10 protein-coding genes and 8 tRNA genes are annotated in these 13,284 nt (G+C 62.7%); 14 read left to right on the top strand and 4 right to left on the bottom strand.

Annotation, left to right across the window (positions count from 1 at the left end):
* Positions 1–74: 74 nt before the first annotated feature.
* Positions 75–1,247 carry an FAD-dependent urate hydroxylase HpxO gene (hpxO, locus tag DOM57_RS10265; RefSeq protein ID WP_110649103.1) on the bottom strand — a complete coding sequence of 391 codons (1,173 nt, stop codon included), beginning with the start codon at positions 1,245–1,247 and terminating at the stop codon, positions 75–77.
* 90 nt (positions 1,248–1,337) lie between these two features.
* Here hpxO and DOM57_RS22295 point away from each other — a divergent pair, with 90 nt between their 5' ends.
* The 14 genes from DOM57_RS22295 to DOM57_RS10200 all read left to right on the top strand — a co-directional run bounded on the left by DOM57_RS22295 (position 1,338) and on the right by DOM57_RS10200 (position 12,727).
* Positions 1,338–1,652: an alpha/beta family hydrolase gene (locus DOM57_RS22295; RefSeq protein WP_239496181.1), complete on the top strand. Its 315-nt coding sequence runs from the start codon at positions 1,338–1,340 to the stop codon at positions 1,650–1,652.
* A 98-nt stretch (positions 1,653–1,750) separates the two neighbouring features.
* Positions 1,751–2,065, top strand: coding sequence for an alpha/beta family hydrolase (locus tag DOM57_RS22290; protein WP_239496180.1), 315 nt, complete (start codon positions 1,751–1,753; stop codon positions 2,063–2,065).
* Between the two features lie 77 nt (positions 2,066–2,142).
* A tRNA-Val gene (locus DOM57_RS10255) sits at positions 2,143–2,218 on the top strand.
* Between the two features lie 40 nt (positions 2,219–2,258).
* A tRNA-Asp gene (locus DOM57_RS10250) sits at positions 2,259–2,335 on the top strand.
* Between the two features lie 87 nt (positions 2,336–2,422).
* Positions 2,423–2,499 (top strand) — tRNA-Asp (locus DOM57_RS10245).
* A 59-nt stretch (positions 2,500–2,558) separates the two neighbouring features.
* A tRNA-Val gene (locus tag DOM57_RS10240) sits at positions 2,559–2,635 on the top strand.
* 4 nt (positions 2,636–2,639) lie between these two features.
* A tRNA-Asp gene (locus DOM57_RS10235) sits at positions 2,640–2,716 on the top strand.
* 217 nt (positions 2,717–2,933) lie between these two features.
* Positions 2,934–4,958: an NADPH-dependent 2,4-dienoyl-CoA reductase gene (locus tag DOM57_RS10230; RefSeq protein WP_110649102.1), complete on the top strand. Its 2,025-nt coding sequence runs from the start codon at positions 2,934–2,936 to the stop codon at positions 4,956–4,958.
* 243 nt (positions 4,959–5,201) lie between these two features.
* The gene (locus tag DOM57_RS10225) at positions 5,202–6,251 is read left to right on the top strand and encodes a threonine aldolase family protein (protein WP_110649101.1); all 1,050 of its coding nucleotides are present in this window, start codon (positions 5,202–5,204) and stop codon (positions 6,249–6,251) included.
* 326 nt (positions 6,252–6,577) lie between these two features.
* Positions 6,578–8,500, top strand: coding sequence for a PrkA family serine protein kinase (locus DOM57_RS10220; RefSeq protein ID WP_110649100.1), 1,923 nt, complete (start codon positions 6,578–6,580; stop codon positions 8,498–8,500).
* A 108-nt stretch (positions 8,501–8,608) separates the two neighbouring features.
* Positions 8,609–9,892: a YeaH/YhbH family protein gene (locus DOM57_RS10215; RefSeq protein WP_110649099.1), complete on the top strand. Its 1,284-nt coding sequence runs from the start codon at positions 8,609–8,611 to the stop codon at positions 9,890–9,892.
* Between the two features lie 42 nt (positions 9,893–9,934).
* Positions 9,935–11,491, top strand: coding sequence for a SpoVR family protein (locus DOM57_RS10210; protein ID WP_110649098.1), 1,557 nt, complete (start codon positions 9,935–9,937; stop codon positions 11,489–11,491).
* A 100-nt stretch (positions 11,492–11,591) separates the two neighbouring features.
* Entirely contained in the window at positions 11,592–11,867 is a 276-nt protein-coding gene (locus tag DOM57_RS10205; protein WP_075571652.1) for an Lrp/AsnC family transcriptional regulator, read from the top strand.
* A gap of 5 nt (positions 11,868–11,872) precedes the next feature.
* Entirely contained in the window at positions 11,873–12,727 is an 855-nt protein-coding gene (locus tag DOM57_RS10200) for a DNA/RNA non-specific endonuclease (protein WP_239496179.1), read from the top strand.
* Positions 12,728–12,858: 131 nt separating this feature from the next.
* Here DOM57_RS10200 and DOM57_RS10195 read toward each other — a convergent pair.
* From DOM57_RS10195 to DOM57_RS10185, 3 genes are all read right to left on the bottom strand, one after another.
* Positions 12,859–12,945 (bottom strand) — tRNA-Leu (locus DOM57_RS10195).
* 18 nt (positions 12,946–12,963) lie between these two features.
* Positions 12,964–13,050 (bottom strand) — tRNA-Leu (locus DOM57_RS10190).
* 49 nt (positions 13,051–13,099) lie between these two features.
* Positions 13,100–13,186: transfer RNA gene (locus DOM57_RS10185), tRNA-Leu, on the bottom strand.
* Positions 13,187–13,284 lie beyond the last annotated feature (98 nt).

Below are 13,284 nucleotides of genomic sequence, written 5' to 3'. Positions count from 1 at the left end.
CGAGTTCGGAGTCCAGAAGGCCCGCCAAATGTGGTTTCCGGCGGGCCTTTGCGTTGGGCCTTGCTGGTCAATACCTAACCCAGCGGGCCGCCCAGAATCGTCTTGCTCATCCCCGCCATGATATGGCTGCCATCCTCGTCGGCGAGTTCGGCATACCATGCCTGGGTCGCGGCGGGATCGGCGCCGTGGGTGGTCTCGGCGCGTTTGCGTGCGCGGGCGACGATCTCGCCGACTCGTTCGCTACGGGCAGCGTCATAGGCCGTCAGTGCCCTGGGAATGTCTCCGGCGGCATTGTCGAGGGTTCGTGCCAGCACCCAGGCATCCTCCATCGCCTGACAGCCGCCCTGACCGAGATCCGGCGCCATGCCGTGGGCGGCGTCGCCGAGAATGGCGGCGCGTGGACCGATCAGCGTTTCGAGCGGTTCGATGTCGTGGATCTCCACCCGGGCCATGGCGGCGGGGTCGAAGCGTTCGATCAACCGCTGCACCGGTGCCGCCCAGCCGGCGAAATGCCGTGCGAGTTCGTCGCGATAGCCAGCGGGGTCGTTGGGCGTGCCGGCGGGCAGGGGAACGTCGAAGAAACAGTAGAATTCCGGCGCCTCGGCATCGCCGCTCATCGGCATCATCGAGACGCGCTGATGATCGCCGACATACTGCACCCAGTGATCGAGCGGAGCGAGATCGGCGCTGGCCGGCACGCGCACGTTCCAGTTGACGTAACCGCAATAGCGACGGTCGACCTGACGGCCTAACGCGCGCTCGCGCAGCTTCGAATGGGTGCCGTCGGCGATCACGATCAGATCCGCCCGGCGCTGGCTGCCATCGGCGAAGCGGGCGGTCACGCCGCTGTCGCCGGCGTGATAGTCGCTGCAGGCGAGGCCGAGGGTGACGTTGTCCTCGCCCACCGCCTCGAGCAGCAGTTGCTGTAGTGCGGCACGGGCGATGGGGCAGGCGCGCTGGCCGACCTGGTCGTAGAGGGGCTGAAGGCTGAAGTCGGTGAGCAGCTCGCCGTCACGGCTCATATAGCGCATATGGTTCATGCGGCCGCTGACGTCTTCGACCGCATCGCCGATGCCGAGCGCCTTGAGCACCTTGACGCCGTTGGACCACACCGAGATCGCCGCGCCCACCGGGCGCAACTCGGCGACGCGGTCGACCACGCGTACCCGGTGGCCGGACTGTTGCAGCGCCAAGGCAGCGGTCAAGCCGCCCATGCCAGCGCCGATCACGAGGATGTCTAAAGCCATTCGATGTCCTGGGTGTTGTCGTTGGAATGGGATCGTTCGCAAAGCTGACCGATCGAACAGGTTTTTTATCCTACGCAAAAACGAGGGTACATGGGAATGTCGACGGAGTGCCAGGCGACCGGGCTGGACACGGCGGATATCGAGCGCTTGCGGCAGGCGCTGGACCAAGCCGACGATCGGTTGCATGAAACGACGCTGGGCGGTTTCCAGGTGCGCGGCCGGGACGAGCATGGCCGATTGCTGCTGTGTCACGGCGCCGGCGCCGGACATGACTCCGTGTTTCTGACTCGGCTGCGGCAACGGCTGGCCGCGGGGATTCAGGTCGTCGCGGTGGAGTTCGGCTACATGGCGAGAATCCGCCGGGAAGGCCGGCGTCGCCCGCCGCCGAAGTCGATACGCTGGTGACCGAACTCGCCGCATGGCAACGGGCTCTGACGGCACTGGATGCCGTCACGCCGCTGTAGCTGGGCGGCAAGTCGATGGGCGGACGCGTGGCGAGCCTGATGGCCTCCCGGTCGGGGGCGGCCGGGTTGGTGTTGTGCGGCTACCCCTTCCATCCGCCGGGCAAGCCGGAACGGCTGCGGCTCGACCACTGGCCGGCGATCGACTGTCCGCTGATGCTCCTGCAGGGCACGCGGGACCCGTTCGGCCGCCGCGAGGAGGTCGAAAACTACACACTGCCGGCACACGTCGAATGCCACTTTCTGGAGGGCGGAGATCATGACTGGCAGCCGCCGAAACGCCAGCCGCAGACGCAGGCAACGCTGATCGATCAGGCGGCAGCGCTGATCGCGCGGCGCCTGTGCGCAAGTCGATGATCCGGATGGAGAAACGCAGTGCTAAAAGCGGTTGACTTTCAACCGCCCACAGGTAGAATGCAGCGCCACGTGACCACGGGTGGTTAGCTCAGCTGGGAGAGCACCAGCCTTACAAGCTGGGGGTCACAGGTTCGAACCCTGTACCACCCACCATCGCCTCGCGCGGTGTCCGGGTTCACGTAATGGAACATGCGGACCGGTAGTTCAGCTGGTTAGAATGCCGGCCTGTCACGCCGGAGGTCGCGGGTTCGAGTCCCGTCCGGTCCGCCATTTCCACCGATATTCGCAAGAGTATCACCGCTAGTCGCGTAGCCGTATCGATGGTGTGTGTCTCGACTCAGACCCGATGCATCGAGTGGACCGGTAGTTCAGCTGGTTAGAATGCCGGCCTGTCACGCCGGAGGTCGCGGGTTCGAGTCCCGTCCGGTCCGCCACGCTTCGCGCCGAGCATTGTTGTATCAAGCCTGGTTTTGCCAAGCATCGTTTGACGTCTGGGTGGTTAGCTCAGCTGGTTAGAGCACCAGCCTCACATGCTGGGGGTCACAGGTTCGAGTCCTGTACCACCCACCACGACGGACCGGTAGTTCAGTCGGTTAGAATGCCGGCCTGTCACGCCGGAGGTCGCGGGTTCGAGTCCCGTCCGGTCCGCCATTGACGTCCACTGCCTGCCTCTCGTGACGCTTTTCCCTTTGCCGATTCCATACACGCCGATGCCGCGCCGTATGCATCGTCGTCTTCGTATCCGTTAGCCATGTTCGATGCCGCTTTGGTGGAATAGTCCCGCGCCGGGATTGCGTTACACTGGCATTCATACGCGCGTTTGAATGCTGGCGCGCCACCGAACCGTGCGTTGGCAGCACGACGATAAATGGAACTGATCGTGACCGGCTTCCCCCATCTCTTTCGTCCTTTGCGGGTCGGCTCTCTGACGCTGCGCAATCGCGTGGTGATGGGGTCGATGCATACCAATCTCGAGGAGGCGCCGGACGGTTTCGCCCGCCTGGCGGCTTTCTATGCCGAGCGCGCCCGGCATGGCGTGGCGCTGATCGTGACCGGTGGCATCGCGCCGAACGCCGAGGGTGCGGTCTTTCCTGGTGCCGCCAAGCTGACCGATGCAGCAGAAGCCGAGCGACACCGGCCGGTGATCGAGGCGGTACACGCCGAAGGCGGCCGTATCTGCCTGCAGATTCTGCACGCCGGACGCTACGCCTACTCGTCGGATCTGGTGGCGCCGTCGGCGATCGCTGCGCCGATCAACCGCTACACGCCGCGTGCATTGGGCGAAGGCGAGATCGACCGCCAGATCGAGGATTTCGTGCGCTGCGCCACGCTCGCCCGGCGTGCCGGCTACGACGGCGTCGAGGTGATGGGCTCCGAAGGCTATCTGATCAACCAGTTCCTGTGCCGCCGCACCAATCATCGCGACGACGCCTGGGGTGGCGATGGCGCACGTCGCCGGCGCTTTGCGCGCGAGATATTGCGCCGCATTCGTGCCGCGTGCGGCGAGGATTTTCTGCTGATCTTCCGCCTGTCAATGATCGATCTGGTGGAAGAGGGCAGTACGCGGGAGGAGATCGTGGCGCTGGCTCGCGATGTCGAGGCAGCCGGAGCCGATGCGATCGATACGGGGATCGGCTGGCACGAGGCGCGGGTGCCGACCATCGTCACCAGCGTGCCGCGGGCGGCCTTCGTCGGCGTGTCGCAGGCGGTACGGGCAGCGGTCTCGATTCCCACCATTGCCACCAACCGGATCAACATGCCGGAGGTCGCCGAGCGCGTGCTGGCGGACGGGCATGCCGATCTGGTGTCGCTGGCGCGCCCGTTCCTCGCCGATCCGGCGTGGGTCGCCAAGGCCGAGCAGGGCCGGATCGAGGAGATCAACACCTGTATCGCCTGCAACCAGGCCTGTCTCGACCATACCTTCCAGGGCAAGCTCACCTCGTGTCTGGTCAATCCCCGCGCCTGCCATGAGACGGAACTGGTGCTGGTGCCGGTCGCGACGCCCAAGCGGGTGGCGGTGGTCGGCGCCGGTCCGGCGGGGCTGGCGGCGGCGCTCGCCTGCGCCGAGCGGGGGCACCGGGTCACGCTATTCGAACGCGAGCCCGAGATCGGTGGCCAGTTCCGGCTCGCGCGCCGTATTCCCGGCAAGGAGGAGTTCGCCGAGACGTTGCGCTATTTTTCGACCCAGCTGGTGCGTCGGGGCGTAGAACTGCATCTGGAGTGCGCGGCCGATGTGCAGCAGCTTCGCGGTTTCGACGAGGTCGTTCTGGCGACCGGTGTCAAGCCGCGTCGGATCGAACTCGAAGGCATCGACCACCCCAGCGTGCTCAGCTATCCGATGGCGATCCTGCACCCTGAGCGGGTCGGGCGGCGGGTGGCGATCATTGGCGCCGGAGGGATCGGCTTCGACGTGGCCGAGCTGCTCTCTCACACCGGGCAGCCGACGCTGGATACCGAACGCTGGTGCGATGAGTGGGGCGTCGATCTCGAGGTCAGCAACCCGGGAGGATTGAAGCCGCGCGTGCCGCCGGCGGTGCCGCGCCGGATCACGCTGCTGCAACGCAAGCGGGAGAAACCCGGCGCCGGGCTTGGCGTGACGACCGGATGGGTGCATCGCGCCGCGCTGCGGGCGAGAAACGTGAAAATGCTGGCGGGATGCGTCTACCGGCGGATCGATGACCAGGGATTGCATGTCAGTGTCGATGGCGAGCGGCGCCAGCTGGCGGTCGACACCATCGTCGTGTGCGCTGGTCAACAGTCACAGCTCGAACTCGTCGAAGCCCTGGAGGCTGCCGGTATCACCGTCCATCGCATTGGCGGAGCGGACGTTGCCGCCGAACTCGATGCCAAGCGCGCGATCGATCAGGGCACGCGGTTGGCGGCGCGGCTCTGAGCGGTGCCGACACGTCGCGTTGAGCCAGCGTGGGCGGCGAGACGCGATCCGCTGCCGAGCCTGTAAGTCAGGTGTTAGACTAGAAACGTTCTCCACGGAGCGTGCCCGTTCGATGGCGATCCCATCGGTGCGGTGTCGCGTTTTTTCGTTATCCAGGCCATTTTGCCTGGCCCCCGGAAAACTCGGCGGCGGTCACCGGTCGTCGAGCTTTTCTCGATGGAGGGATCGTACAAGGACCCCCAAATGACACCTGACTGTAGCCCTCGCTTTCTGGCCAGTGACAACACCTCCGGTATCTGTCCCGAAGCCCTCGATTACCTGATCCAGGCCAATGCCAGCGACGATCTCGCCTATGGCAATGACGTCTGGACCCATCGCGCCGCCGATCGCTTCCGCGAACTGTTCGACTACGATTGCGATGTCTTTTTCGTGTTCAACGGCACCGCTGCCAACTCGCTCTCGCTGGCGGCACTGGGACAGAGTTATCACAGCGTGATCTGCCACGAACTGGCACACATCGAAACCGACGAATGCGGCGGACCGGAGTTCTTCTCGAACGGCTCCAAGCTGCTGACCAGCCCGGGCGAAGAGGGCAAGCTGACGCCCGAGGGCATCGAGCGCCTGGTCGTGCGCCGCAGCGACATTCACTACCCCAAGCCGCGGGTGGTCTCCATCACCCAGGCCACCGAGGTGGGGACCGTCTATTCCCGCGAGGAGCTGCTGGCGATCCGTACGGTCGCCGACAAGTACGACTTGCGCGTTCATATGGACGGCGCGCGCTTCGCCAACGCCTGTAGCGCGCTGGATGCCTCGCCGGCGGAATTGACCTGGCAGGTGGGCGTCGATGTGCTGTGCTTCTCGGGCACCAAGAACGGCCTGCCGATGGGCGAAGCGATTCTGTTCTTCAACAAGGAGCTGGCCGAGGATTTCGCCTATCGCTGCAAGCAGGCCGGTCAACTGGCCTCCAAGATGCGTTTCATCGCCGCGCCCTGGCTGGGGCTTCTGGAGTCGGGTGCCTGGCGCCGCAATGCCGAGCATGCCAACGCCATGGCGCGCTATCTGGCCGACGGCCTGGCCTCGTTGCCGGGGGCCGAGCCGATGTTCCCGACCCAGGCCAACAGTGTCTTCGTCAGCCTGCCGGCGCCGGTCATCGGTCAGCTGCGAGCGAAAGGCTGGACCTTCTATACCTTCATCGGTGCCGGCGGTGCCCGTTTCGTCTGCTCCTGGAACACCACCACCGAGCTTCTCGACCAATTGCTGACGGATGCGCGGGCCGCGTTCGACGGCGCCTGACCGCCGTATTCGTGACTCCGGCGCTCGCCCAGGCGGGCGTCGCTTTTCTGCCTCTTACATCTTTTCACGCCGGCCGGTTTCTGCTGCCATTTCCTTGGCTTACAGACGGTCGGGCAGGATTGCGTGGTTTTCCGACGCAAAATCCCCGTGCATCGAACCTGGATCGTGGTAGCGTGTTCTAAAGCGTATATTCCGACGCTGCGTTGAAAAGACTCGCAAAATGGGTCTACCCGACGCTTCGTGCATCTGTCTATGCTGATAGTCAGCTAACCCGGCTGACGAGGCGCTCGCCTTGTCCGGTTGGGGGTCACGACCAGGAGGCTTCCATGAGCATCTTCGATCACGTGCAGAGCCGTTACGAGCAGGTTCAACAGGAAGAGATGAGCCTGCAGGAATATCTAGAGCTGTGCCGGAAGGATCCCAGCGTCTACGCCAACGCCGCCGAGCGCATGCTTGCCGCCATCGGTGAGCCGCAGACGATCGATACGGCGAAAGACCCCCGCTTGTCACGAATTTTCTCCAACAAGGTCATCCGGCGTTATCCCGCCTTTGCCGAGTTCTATGGCATGGAAGAGGCGATCGAGCAGATCGTGGCCTATTTCCGTCATGCCGCTCAGGGACTGGAGGAGCGCAAGCAGATCCTCTACCTGCTGGGTCCGGTGGGCGGCGGCAAGTCGTCGCTGGCGGAGCGCTTGAAACTGTTGATGGAGCGAGTGCCGTTCTACGCCATCAAGGGCTCCCCGGTGTTCGAGTCGCCGCTCGGGCTGTTCTCGCCGGAGGAGGATGGCGAACTGCTGGAGAAGGAGTACAACGTCCCGCAACGTTATCTGCGCGGGCCGATGTCTCCCTGGGCGGCCAAACGACTCAAGGAGTTCGGCGGCGATCTGTCGCAGTTCCGCGTGGTACGGCTGCACCCGTCGCGGCTCAATCAGATCGCCTTGTCCAAGACCGAGCCGGGCGACGAGAACAATCAGGACATTTCTTCGCTGGTGGGCAAGGTCGACATCCGTCAGCTCGAGCTCTATTCCCAGGACGATCCCGACGCCTACAGCTTCTCCGGTGGCTTGTGCAAGGCCAACCAGGGGCTGATGGAGTTCGTCGAGATGTTCAAGGCACCGATCAAGGTGCTGCATCCATTGCTGACCGCCACCCAGGAAGGCAATTACAACCCGACCGAGGGGATGGGCGCGATTCCCTTCGAAGGGATCATCATGGCTCACTCCAACGAGAGCGAGTGGCAGCAGTTCCGCAATAATCGTAACAACGAGGCATTTCTCGATCGCGTCTATATCGTCAAGGTGCCGTACTGCCTGCGCGTCTCCGAGGAGATCAAGATCTACCAGAAGCTGCTCGAGCACTCCTCGCTCAGCCAATCGCCCTGCGCGCCGGATACGCTGCGCATGCTGGCGCAGTTCTCGGTATTGTCGCGGCTCAAGGAGCCGGAGAATTCCAGCATCTACTCCAAGATGCGGGTCTACGACGGCGAGAACCTGAAGGATACCGATCCCAAGGCCAAGTCGATTCAGGAGTATCGCGACGCGGCCGGGGTCGACGAGGGGATGGACGGGCTCTCCACCCGCTTCGCCTTCAAGATCCTTTCCAAGGTGTTCAACTTCGACGCTCATGAGATCGCTGCCAACCCGGTGCATCTGCTCTACGTGCTGGAACAGGCGCTGGAGCGCGAGCAGTTGCCCAAGGAGACTCACGAGCGCTACCTGCGCTTCATCAAGGAGTACCTGGCGCCGCGTTATGTCGATTTCATCGGCAAGGAGATTCAAACTGCCTATCTCGAGTCCTATACCGAGTATGGGCAGAACATCTTCGATCGCTACGTCACCTACGCCGATTTCTGGATTCAGGATCAGGAGTATCGCGATCCCGAGACCGGCGAGCTGTTCGATCGCCAGGCGCTCAACGAGGATCTCGAGAAGATCGAGAAGCCGGCGGGAATCTCCAATCCCAAGGACTTTCGCCACGAGGTGGTCAACTTCGTGCTCAGGGCCCGCGCCCACAATAACGGCATGAATCCCAACTGGCAGTCCTACGAGAAGCTCAAGGGTGTGATCGAGCACAAGATGTTCGCCAATACCGAGGAGCTGCTGCCGGTGATCTCGTTCAACGCCAAGGCGTCGGCCTCGGATCAGCGCAAGCACGAGGATTTCGTCGATCGCATGGTGCAGCGGGGCTATACCGAGAAACAGGTCCGCTTGTTGTCCGAGTGGTATCTGCGGGTGCGTAAATCGCAGTGATCGCTCAATCAGTCGGTGTCATCGGAGCCGTCGCCTCGAGCCGGCGGCCCCAATAGACAGAGGCCATCTTGCGGTGGCCATTGTCGCAGCCAGTCTGCGGGAGGTGCCATGAGCTACTTCATCGATCGACGCCCCAACGCGCGCAACAAGAGCGCGGTCAATCGTCAGCGGTTTCTCAAGCGTTACCGTTCCCACATCAAGCGGGCGGTGGAAGAGTCGGTCAACCGGCGCTCGATCACCGACATGGAGCGCGGCGAGAAGGTTTCGATTCCCACCAAGGACATTTCCGAGCCGGTGTTCCAGCACGGGCCCGGCGGGCGGCGCACGGTGGTCAGCCCGGGCAACAAGGAGTTTGCCGAAGGCGATCGGTTGCGCCGCCCTAGCGGTGGGGGCGGTGGTGGTGGCAGCGGCGAGGGTCAGGCCTCCAACCAGGGCGAGGGGATGGATGAATTCGTCTTCTCGCTATCCCGCGAAGAGTTTCTCGACTTCGTCTTCGACGGTCTCGAGCTGCCGCATCTGGAGCGCAAGCAGTTGCGGGTGCTCGAGGAGACGCGACCGGTGCGGGCGGGAATTTCTCGGGAAGGAGTGCCGGCCAGAATCAACATCGTGCGCTCGATGCGCGAGGCGCATGCCCGACGTATCGGCATGCGGGCGCCGCTCAAGCGCGCTCTGCGCGAAGCCCGCGATGCCCTGGAGACGGAGGAACGCAAGGATCCCGTACTGCGCAACCCGTCGCGGATCGACGAGCTCAAGGCCGAGATCGAACGGTTGGAGAAACGCATCGAGGCGATTCCGTTCCTGGACACCTATGATCTGCGTTACAACCATCTGACCAACCAGCCGATGCCGTCCAATCAAGCGGTGATGTTCTGCGTCATGGACGTCTCCGGCTCGATGACCCAGGCCCACAAGGACATCGCCAAGCGCTTTTTCCTGCTGCTCTACCTGTTCCTGGAGCGCAACTACGAGAAGGTCGAGTTGGTGTTCGTGCGCCACCACACGGTGGCCAAGGAGGTCGACGAGGAGGAGTTCTTCTATTCGCGCGAGACCGGCGGCACGATCGTGTCCAGCGCGCTCAGCCTGGTCGACAGCATCATCGAGGCGCGTTATTCGCCGGAGCAGTGGAATCTGTATGTCGCCCAGGCCAGCGATGGCGACAACTGGGACGACGACTCTTCGACCTGCCTGGAACTGCTCGACGAATCGCTGATGCACAAGTTGCAGTATTTCACCTACGTTGAGATCACTCCGCACGCGCATCAGGCGCTGTGGGAGGCCTATGATATGGTCAGGGCTGCCTATCCCGAGCGTTTCGCCATGCAGCAGATCGTTCAGCCGGAAGATATTTATCCGGTCTTTCGCGAGCTTTTCCGCCAGCGCTCTCAAGCCTGAATCGATGCACTCATCGAAACGGGAACGGATGAGGAGAGATCAATGACGCGACGCAAGCCCATCGCCACCGGGTCGGACTGGAATTTCGAAGTGCTCGAAGCGTACGAGCGCGCGATCGCCGAGCTGGCCCGCGAGTATCGTCTGGACATTTATCCCAATCAGATCGAGATCATCACCTCCGAACAGATGATGGACGCCTACGCCAGTGTCGGTATGCCGATCGGCTACCATCACTGGTCGTTCGGCAAGCAGTTCCTGTCGGTCGAGCAGGCGTATCGTCGCGGCCAGATGGGATTGGCGTATGAGCTGGTGATCAACTCCAACCCCTGCATCGCCTATCTGATGGAGGAGAACTCGCTGATGATGCAGGTGCTGGTAATCGCCCACGCCTGTTATGGCCACAACTCCTTCTTCAAGGGCAATTACCTGTTCCAGACCTGGACGGATGCATCGGCGATCGTCGATTATCTGGTCTTCGCACGCAAATACATTGCCAAGTGCGAAGAGCGTCACGGTGTCGAGGCGGTCGAACAACTGCTGGATGCCTGCCATGCCTTGCAAAACTATGGCGTCGATCGTTACAAGCGGCCGTCGCCGATCTCTGCCGAAGAGGAGGCGCGGCGTCAGGAGGAGCGCGAGGCGTATCTGCAAACCCAGGTCAACACGCTCTGGAGTACCATTCCGACGCGGGCCGGCGGGCAAGACGCCGAGTCCTGGCACGACCACGAGAACGATCCGCTGGGGCTTCACCGTCATGGCCGTTACCCCAGCGAACCGCAGGAAAACCTGCTCTATTTTCTGGAGAAGAACGCACCGCTGCTGGAATCCTGGCAGCGCGAGATCGTGCGTATCGTGCGCAAGCTGGCGCAGTACTTCTACCCGCAGCGCCAGACCCAGGTGATGAACGAAGGGTGGGCGACCTTCTGGCACTACACCCTGATGAATCGCATGTACGACGATGGGCTGATCGACGAAGGCCTGATGCTGGAATTCCTGCAGTCGCATACCTCGGTGGTCAGTCAGCAGGACTTCGATAGTCCCTACTTCAACGGCATCAATCCGTATGCGCTGGGCTTTGCCATGTTCAGCGACATCAAGCGGATCTGCGAGGCACCGACCGACGAGGACCGGGAATGGTTCCCGGAGATCGCCGGCAGCGACTGGCTGGAGACGCTGCATTTCGCCATGCACAACTTCAAGGACGAGTCCTTCATTCAGCAGTTCCTGTCGCCCAAGGTGATTCGCGATCTGCGCCTGTTCAGCCTGGTCGACGACGACCGCGACGACAGCCTGCAGGTCGAGGCGATCCACGACGATCGCGGTTACCGTAGGATTCGCGAGGCGCTCAGCGTGCAGTACGCGTTATCGGCGCGGGAGCCCAACATCCAGGTATGGGAGGCGGACATACGCGGCGATCGTTCGTTGACCCTGCGCCACGTGCAGGATCGTCGGCGCCCGTTGGGGCAGAGCCTGTTCCCGGTGCTGCGCCATCTGCATCAACTATGGGGTTTCCCGATCAAGCTGGAATCGGTCGAGAATAACGACATCGTCCGCCGCTACCAGTGGCCGATCCCCGAGCCGGCGCGGGAGTCCGCCTGACTTCCCTGCGGGCGGTCGGCCGAGGAACTGGTATACTCCGTGCCGATTCGTTCTTTTACGGTCCGCACGATGTGGGGCCAAACGCCGGTGGGAGAGGGAAATGCAGAACGCCGTCATTCTGATCAATGTCGAAAAAGGCCGGATCCGCGGTGTTGCCGAGCGGCTGGCTGATCTCGAGGGAATCAGCGAGGTCTATTCGACCTGCGGTCGTTACGATCTCATTGCCATCGCCCGTACCCGCGATTTCGAATCCCTGGCCACCCTGGTCACCGAACGCCTGATGAGCGTCGAGGGGATACGCGATACCGAAACCCTCAATGCCATGCAGGTGCATTCGCGCCACGACCTCGACGCCATGTTCTCCGTCGGCCTCTGAGTCGGGTGGCGCGTGGTCAACGGCGAGGGCCGCTGGCGCGGCTGGCTCGCACCTCGAAGATTTCCCTGTTGTTCGTCGTCGTCATCGGCGGGTTGTGGTACTGGCACGAAAGCGATGTCCGCGACCAGCTGAGCTGGATGGGCGTGCCCGACTGGCAGTGGGACGATTGGCGCGGCTGGAATCGGGTCCTGCGCAATGACGGTTTTCTGCTGGGATGGTCGGACCTTCGTGCCGGGCCGTTGTGGGTCGGCTACGCCCTGAAACGGGTCGACGATCCGCGCAGTCTGCCGCGTCCCGACCATTTCGAGCAGGATTGGCGCAGCCTGTGGCCCATAATCAGCGATGACTATACCGGCAGCGGTTACGATCGCGGCCACATGGCGCCGAATTATGCCATGTCGGTGGTGTATGGCCGTGACGCGCAGGCCGCCAGCTTTCTGATGACCAACATCACGCCGCAGCGGCCCAAGCTCAATCGCCAGCTCTGGCAGCGCCTGGAAGAGGCGGTCATCGATGACTTCGTGCCACGCTTCGGCGGCGTCTGGGTCATGACCGGACCGGTCTACGACAACCAGTGGCTGCACCGTATCGGCTTTTCCCAGGTACCGGTGGCCTTCTACAAGATTCTGGTCGTGCCGGGCACGACACCACGGGCGCTGGCATTTCTCATGCCGCAGAACGTCAACGGCAAGGAGCCGCTCGATCGTTTTCTGGTCACCATCGATGAGGTCGAGGCGCGTACGGGGCTGGATTTCTTTCCGCTATTGGACGATGCCGTCGAGCGTCGACTCGAAGGGCGCGTCGAAACCTCGGGATGGGGGTTGGAGGCGATTGCCGACCAGCCGGGGCGCTATCAATAACCATGGATTCACAACAATCCATGGCTTCGCGCGCCAGCGCCACGACAATAATCCCGTATCGTCGCGGGATATCGCTATCGACAAGGGGAAGCGGGAAGCAGCGAGAGGAAAATAGCGATAAGCATGACACCTGGTGCCCAGGAGAGGACTTGAACCTCCACGTCCGTAAGGACACTAGCACCTGAAGCTAGCGCGTCTACCAATTCCGCCACCTGGGCGTGTCATGTGTCTTTCGATGGTGCCCGGAAGAGGACTTGAACCTCCACGTCCGTAAGGACACTAGCACCTGAAGCTAGCGCGTCTACCAATTCCGCCATCCGGGCTTTATTCGGCCCTGTTTCCGTCGAAAGAGACGCCATCGAATGGATTCGATGGTGCCCAGAAGAGGACTTGAACCTCCACGTCCGTAAGGACACTAGCACCTGAAGCTAGCGCGTCTACCAATTCCGCCATCTGGGCCAAGGCGCGATGCATGATACCGACTCTGCGTTCGAATGCAAGCGTCTATTTTGCGGCTCCCCAAGCGATGTTCTATACCGGTTTTTCAGGGCTATCGA

Origin of the sequence: Salinicola peritrichatus (assembly GCF_003206715.1) — a bacterium.
In the GTDB taxonomy this organism is placed as follows: domain Bacteria; phylum Pseudomonadota; class Gammaproteobacteria; order Pseudomonadales; family Halomonadaceae; genus Salinicola; species Salinicola peritrichatus.
The sequence above is the reverse complement of the archived record's forward strand: the minus strand, read 5'-3'. Positions and strand labels throughout refer to the sequence as shown.

Excerpts from the sequence above, each read along its gene's own strand:
- DOM57_RS22290 (WP_239496180.1), top strand. The coding sequence starts at position 1,751 with ATGGCCTCCCGGTCGGGGGCGGCCGGGTTGGTGTTGTGCGGCTACCCC.
- DOM57_RS10210 (WP_110649098.1), top strand. The coding sequence starts at position 9,935 with ATGACGCGACGCAAGCCCATCGCCACCGGGTCGGACTGGAATTTCGAA.
- DOM57_RS10220 (WP_110649100.1), top strand. The coding sequence starts at position 6,578 with ATGAGCATCTTCGATCACGTGCAGAGCCGTTACGAGCAGGTTCAACAG.
- DOM57_RS10215 (WP_110649099.1), top strand. The coding sequence starts at position 8,609 with ATGAGCTACTTCATCGATCGACGCCCCAACGCGCGCAACAAGAGCGCG.
- DOM57_RS10225 (WP_110649101.1), top strand. The coding sequence starts at position 5,202 with ATGACACCTGACTGTAGCCCTCGCTTTCTGGCCAGTGACAACACCTCC.
- DOM57_RS10205 (WP_075571652.1), top strand. The coding sequence starts at position 11,592 with ATGCAGAACGCCGTCATTCTGATCAATGTCGAAAAAGGCCGGATCCGC.
- DOM57_RS10230 (WP_110649102.1), top strand. The coding sequence starts at position 2,934 with ATGGAACTGATCGTGACCGGCTTCCCCCATCTCTTTCGTCCTTTGCGG.
- DOM57_RS22295 (WP_239496181.1), top strand. The coding sequence starts at position 1,338 with ATGGGAATGTCGACGGAGTGCCAGGCGACCGGGCTGGACACGGCGGAT.
- hpxO (WP_110649103.1), bottom strand. The coding sequence starts at position 1,247 with ATGGCTTTAGACATCCTCGTGATCGGCGCTGGCATGGGCGGCTTGACC.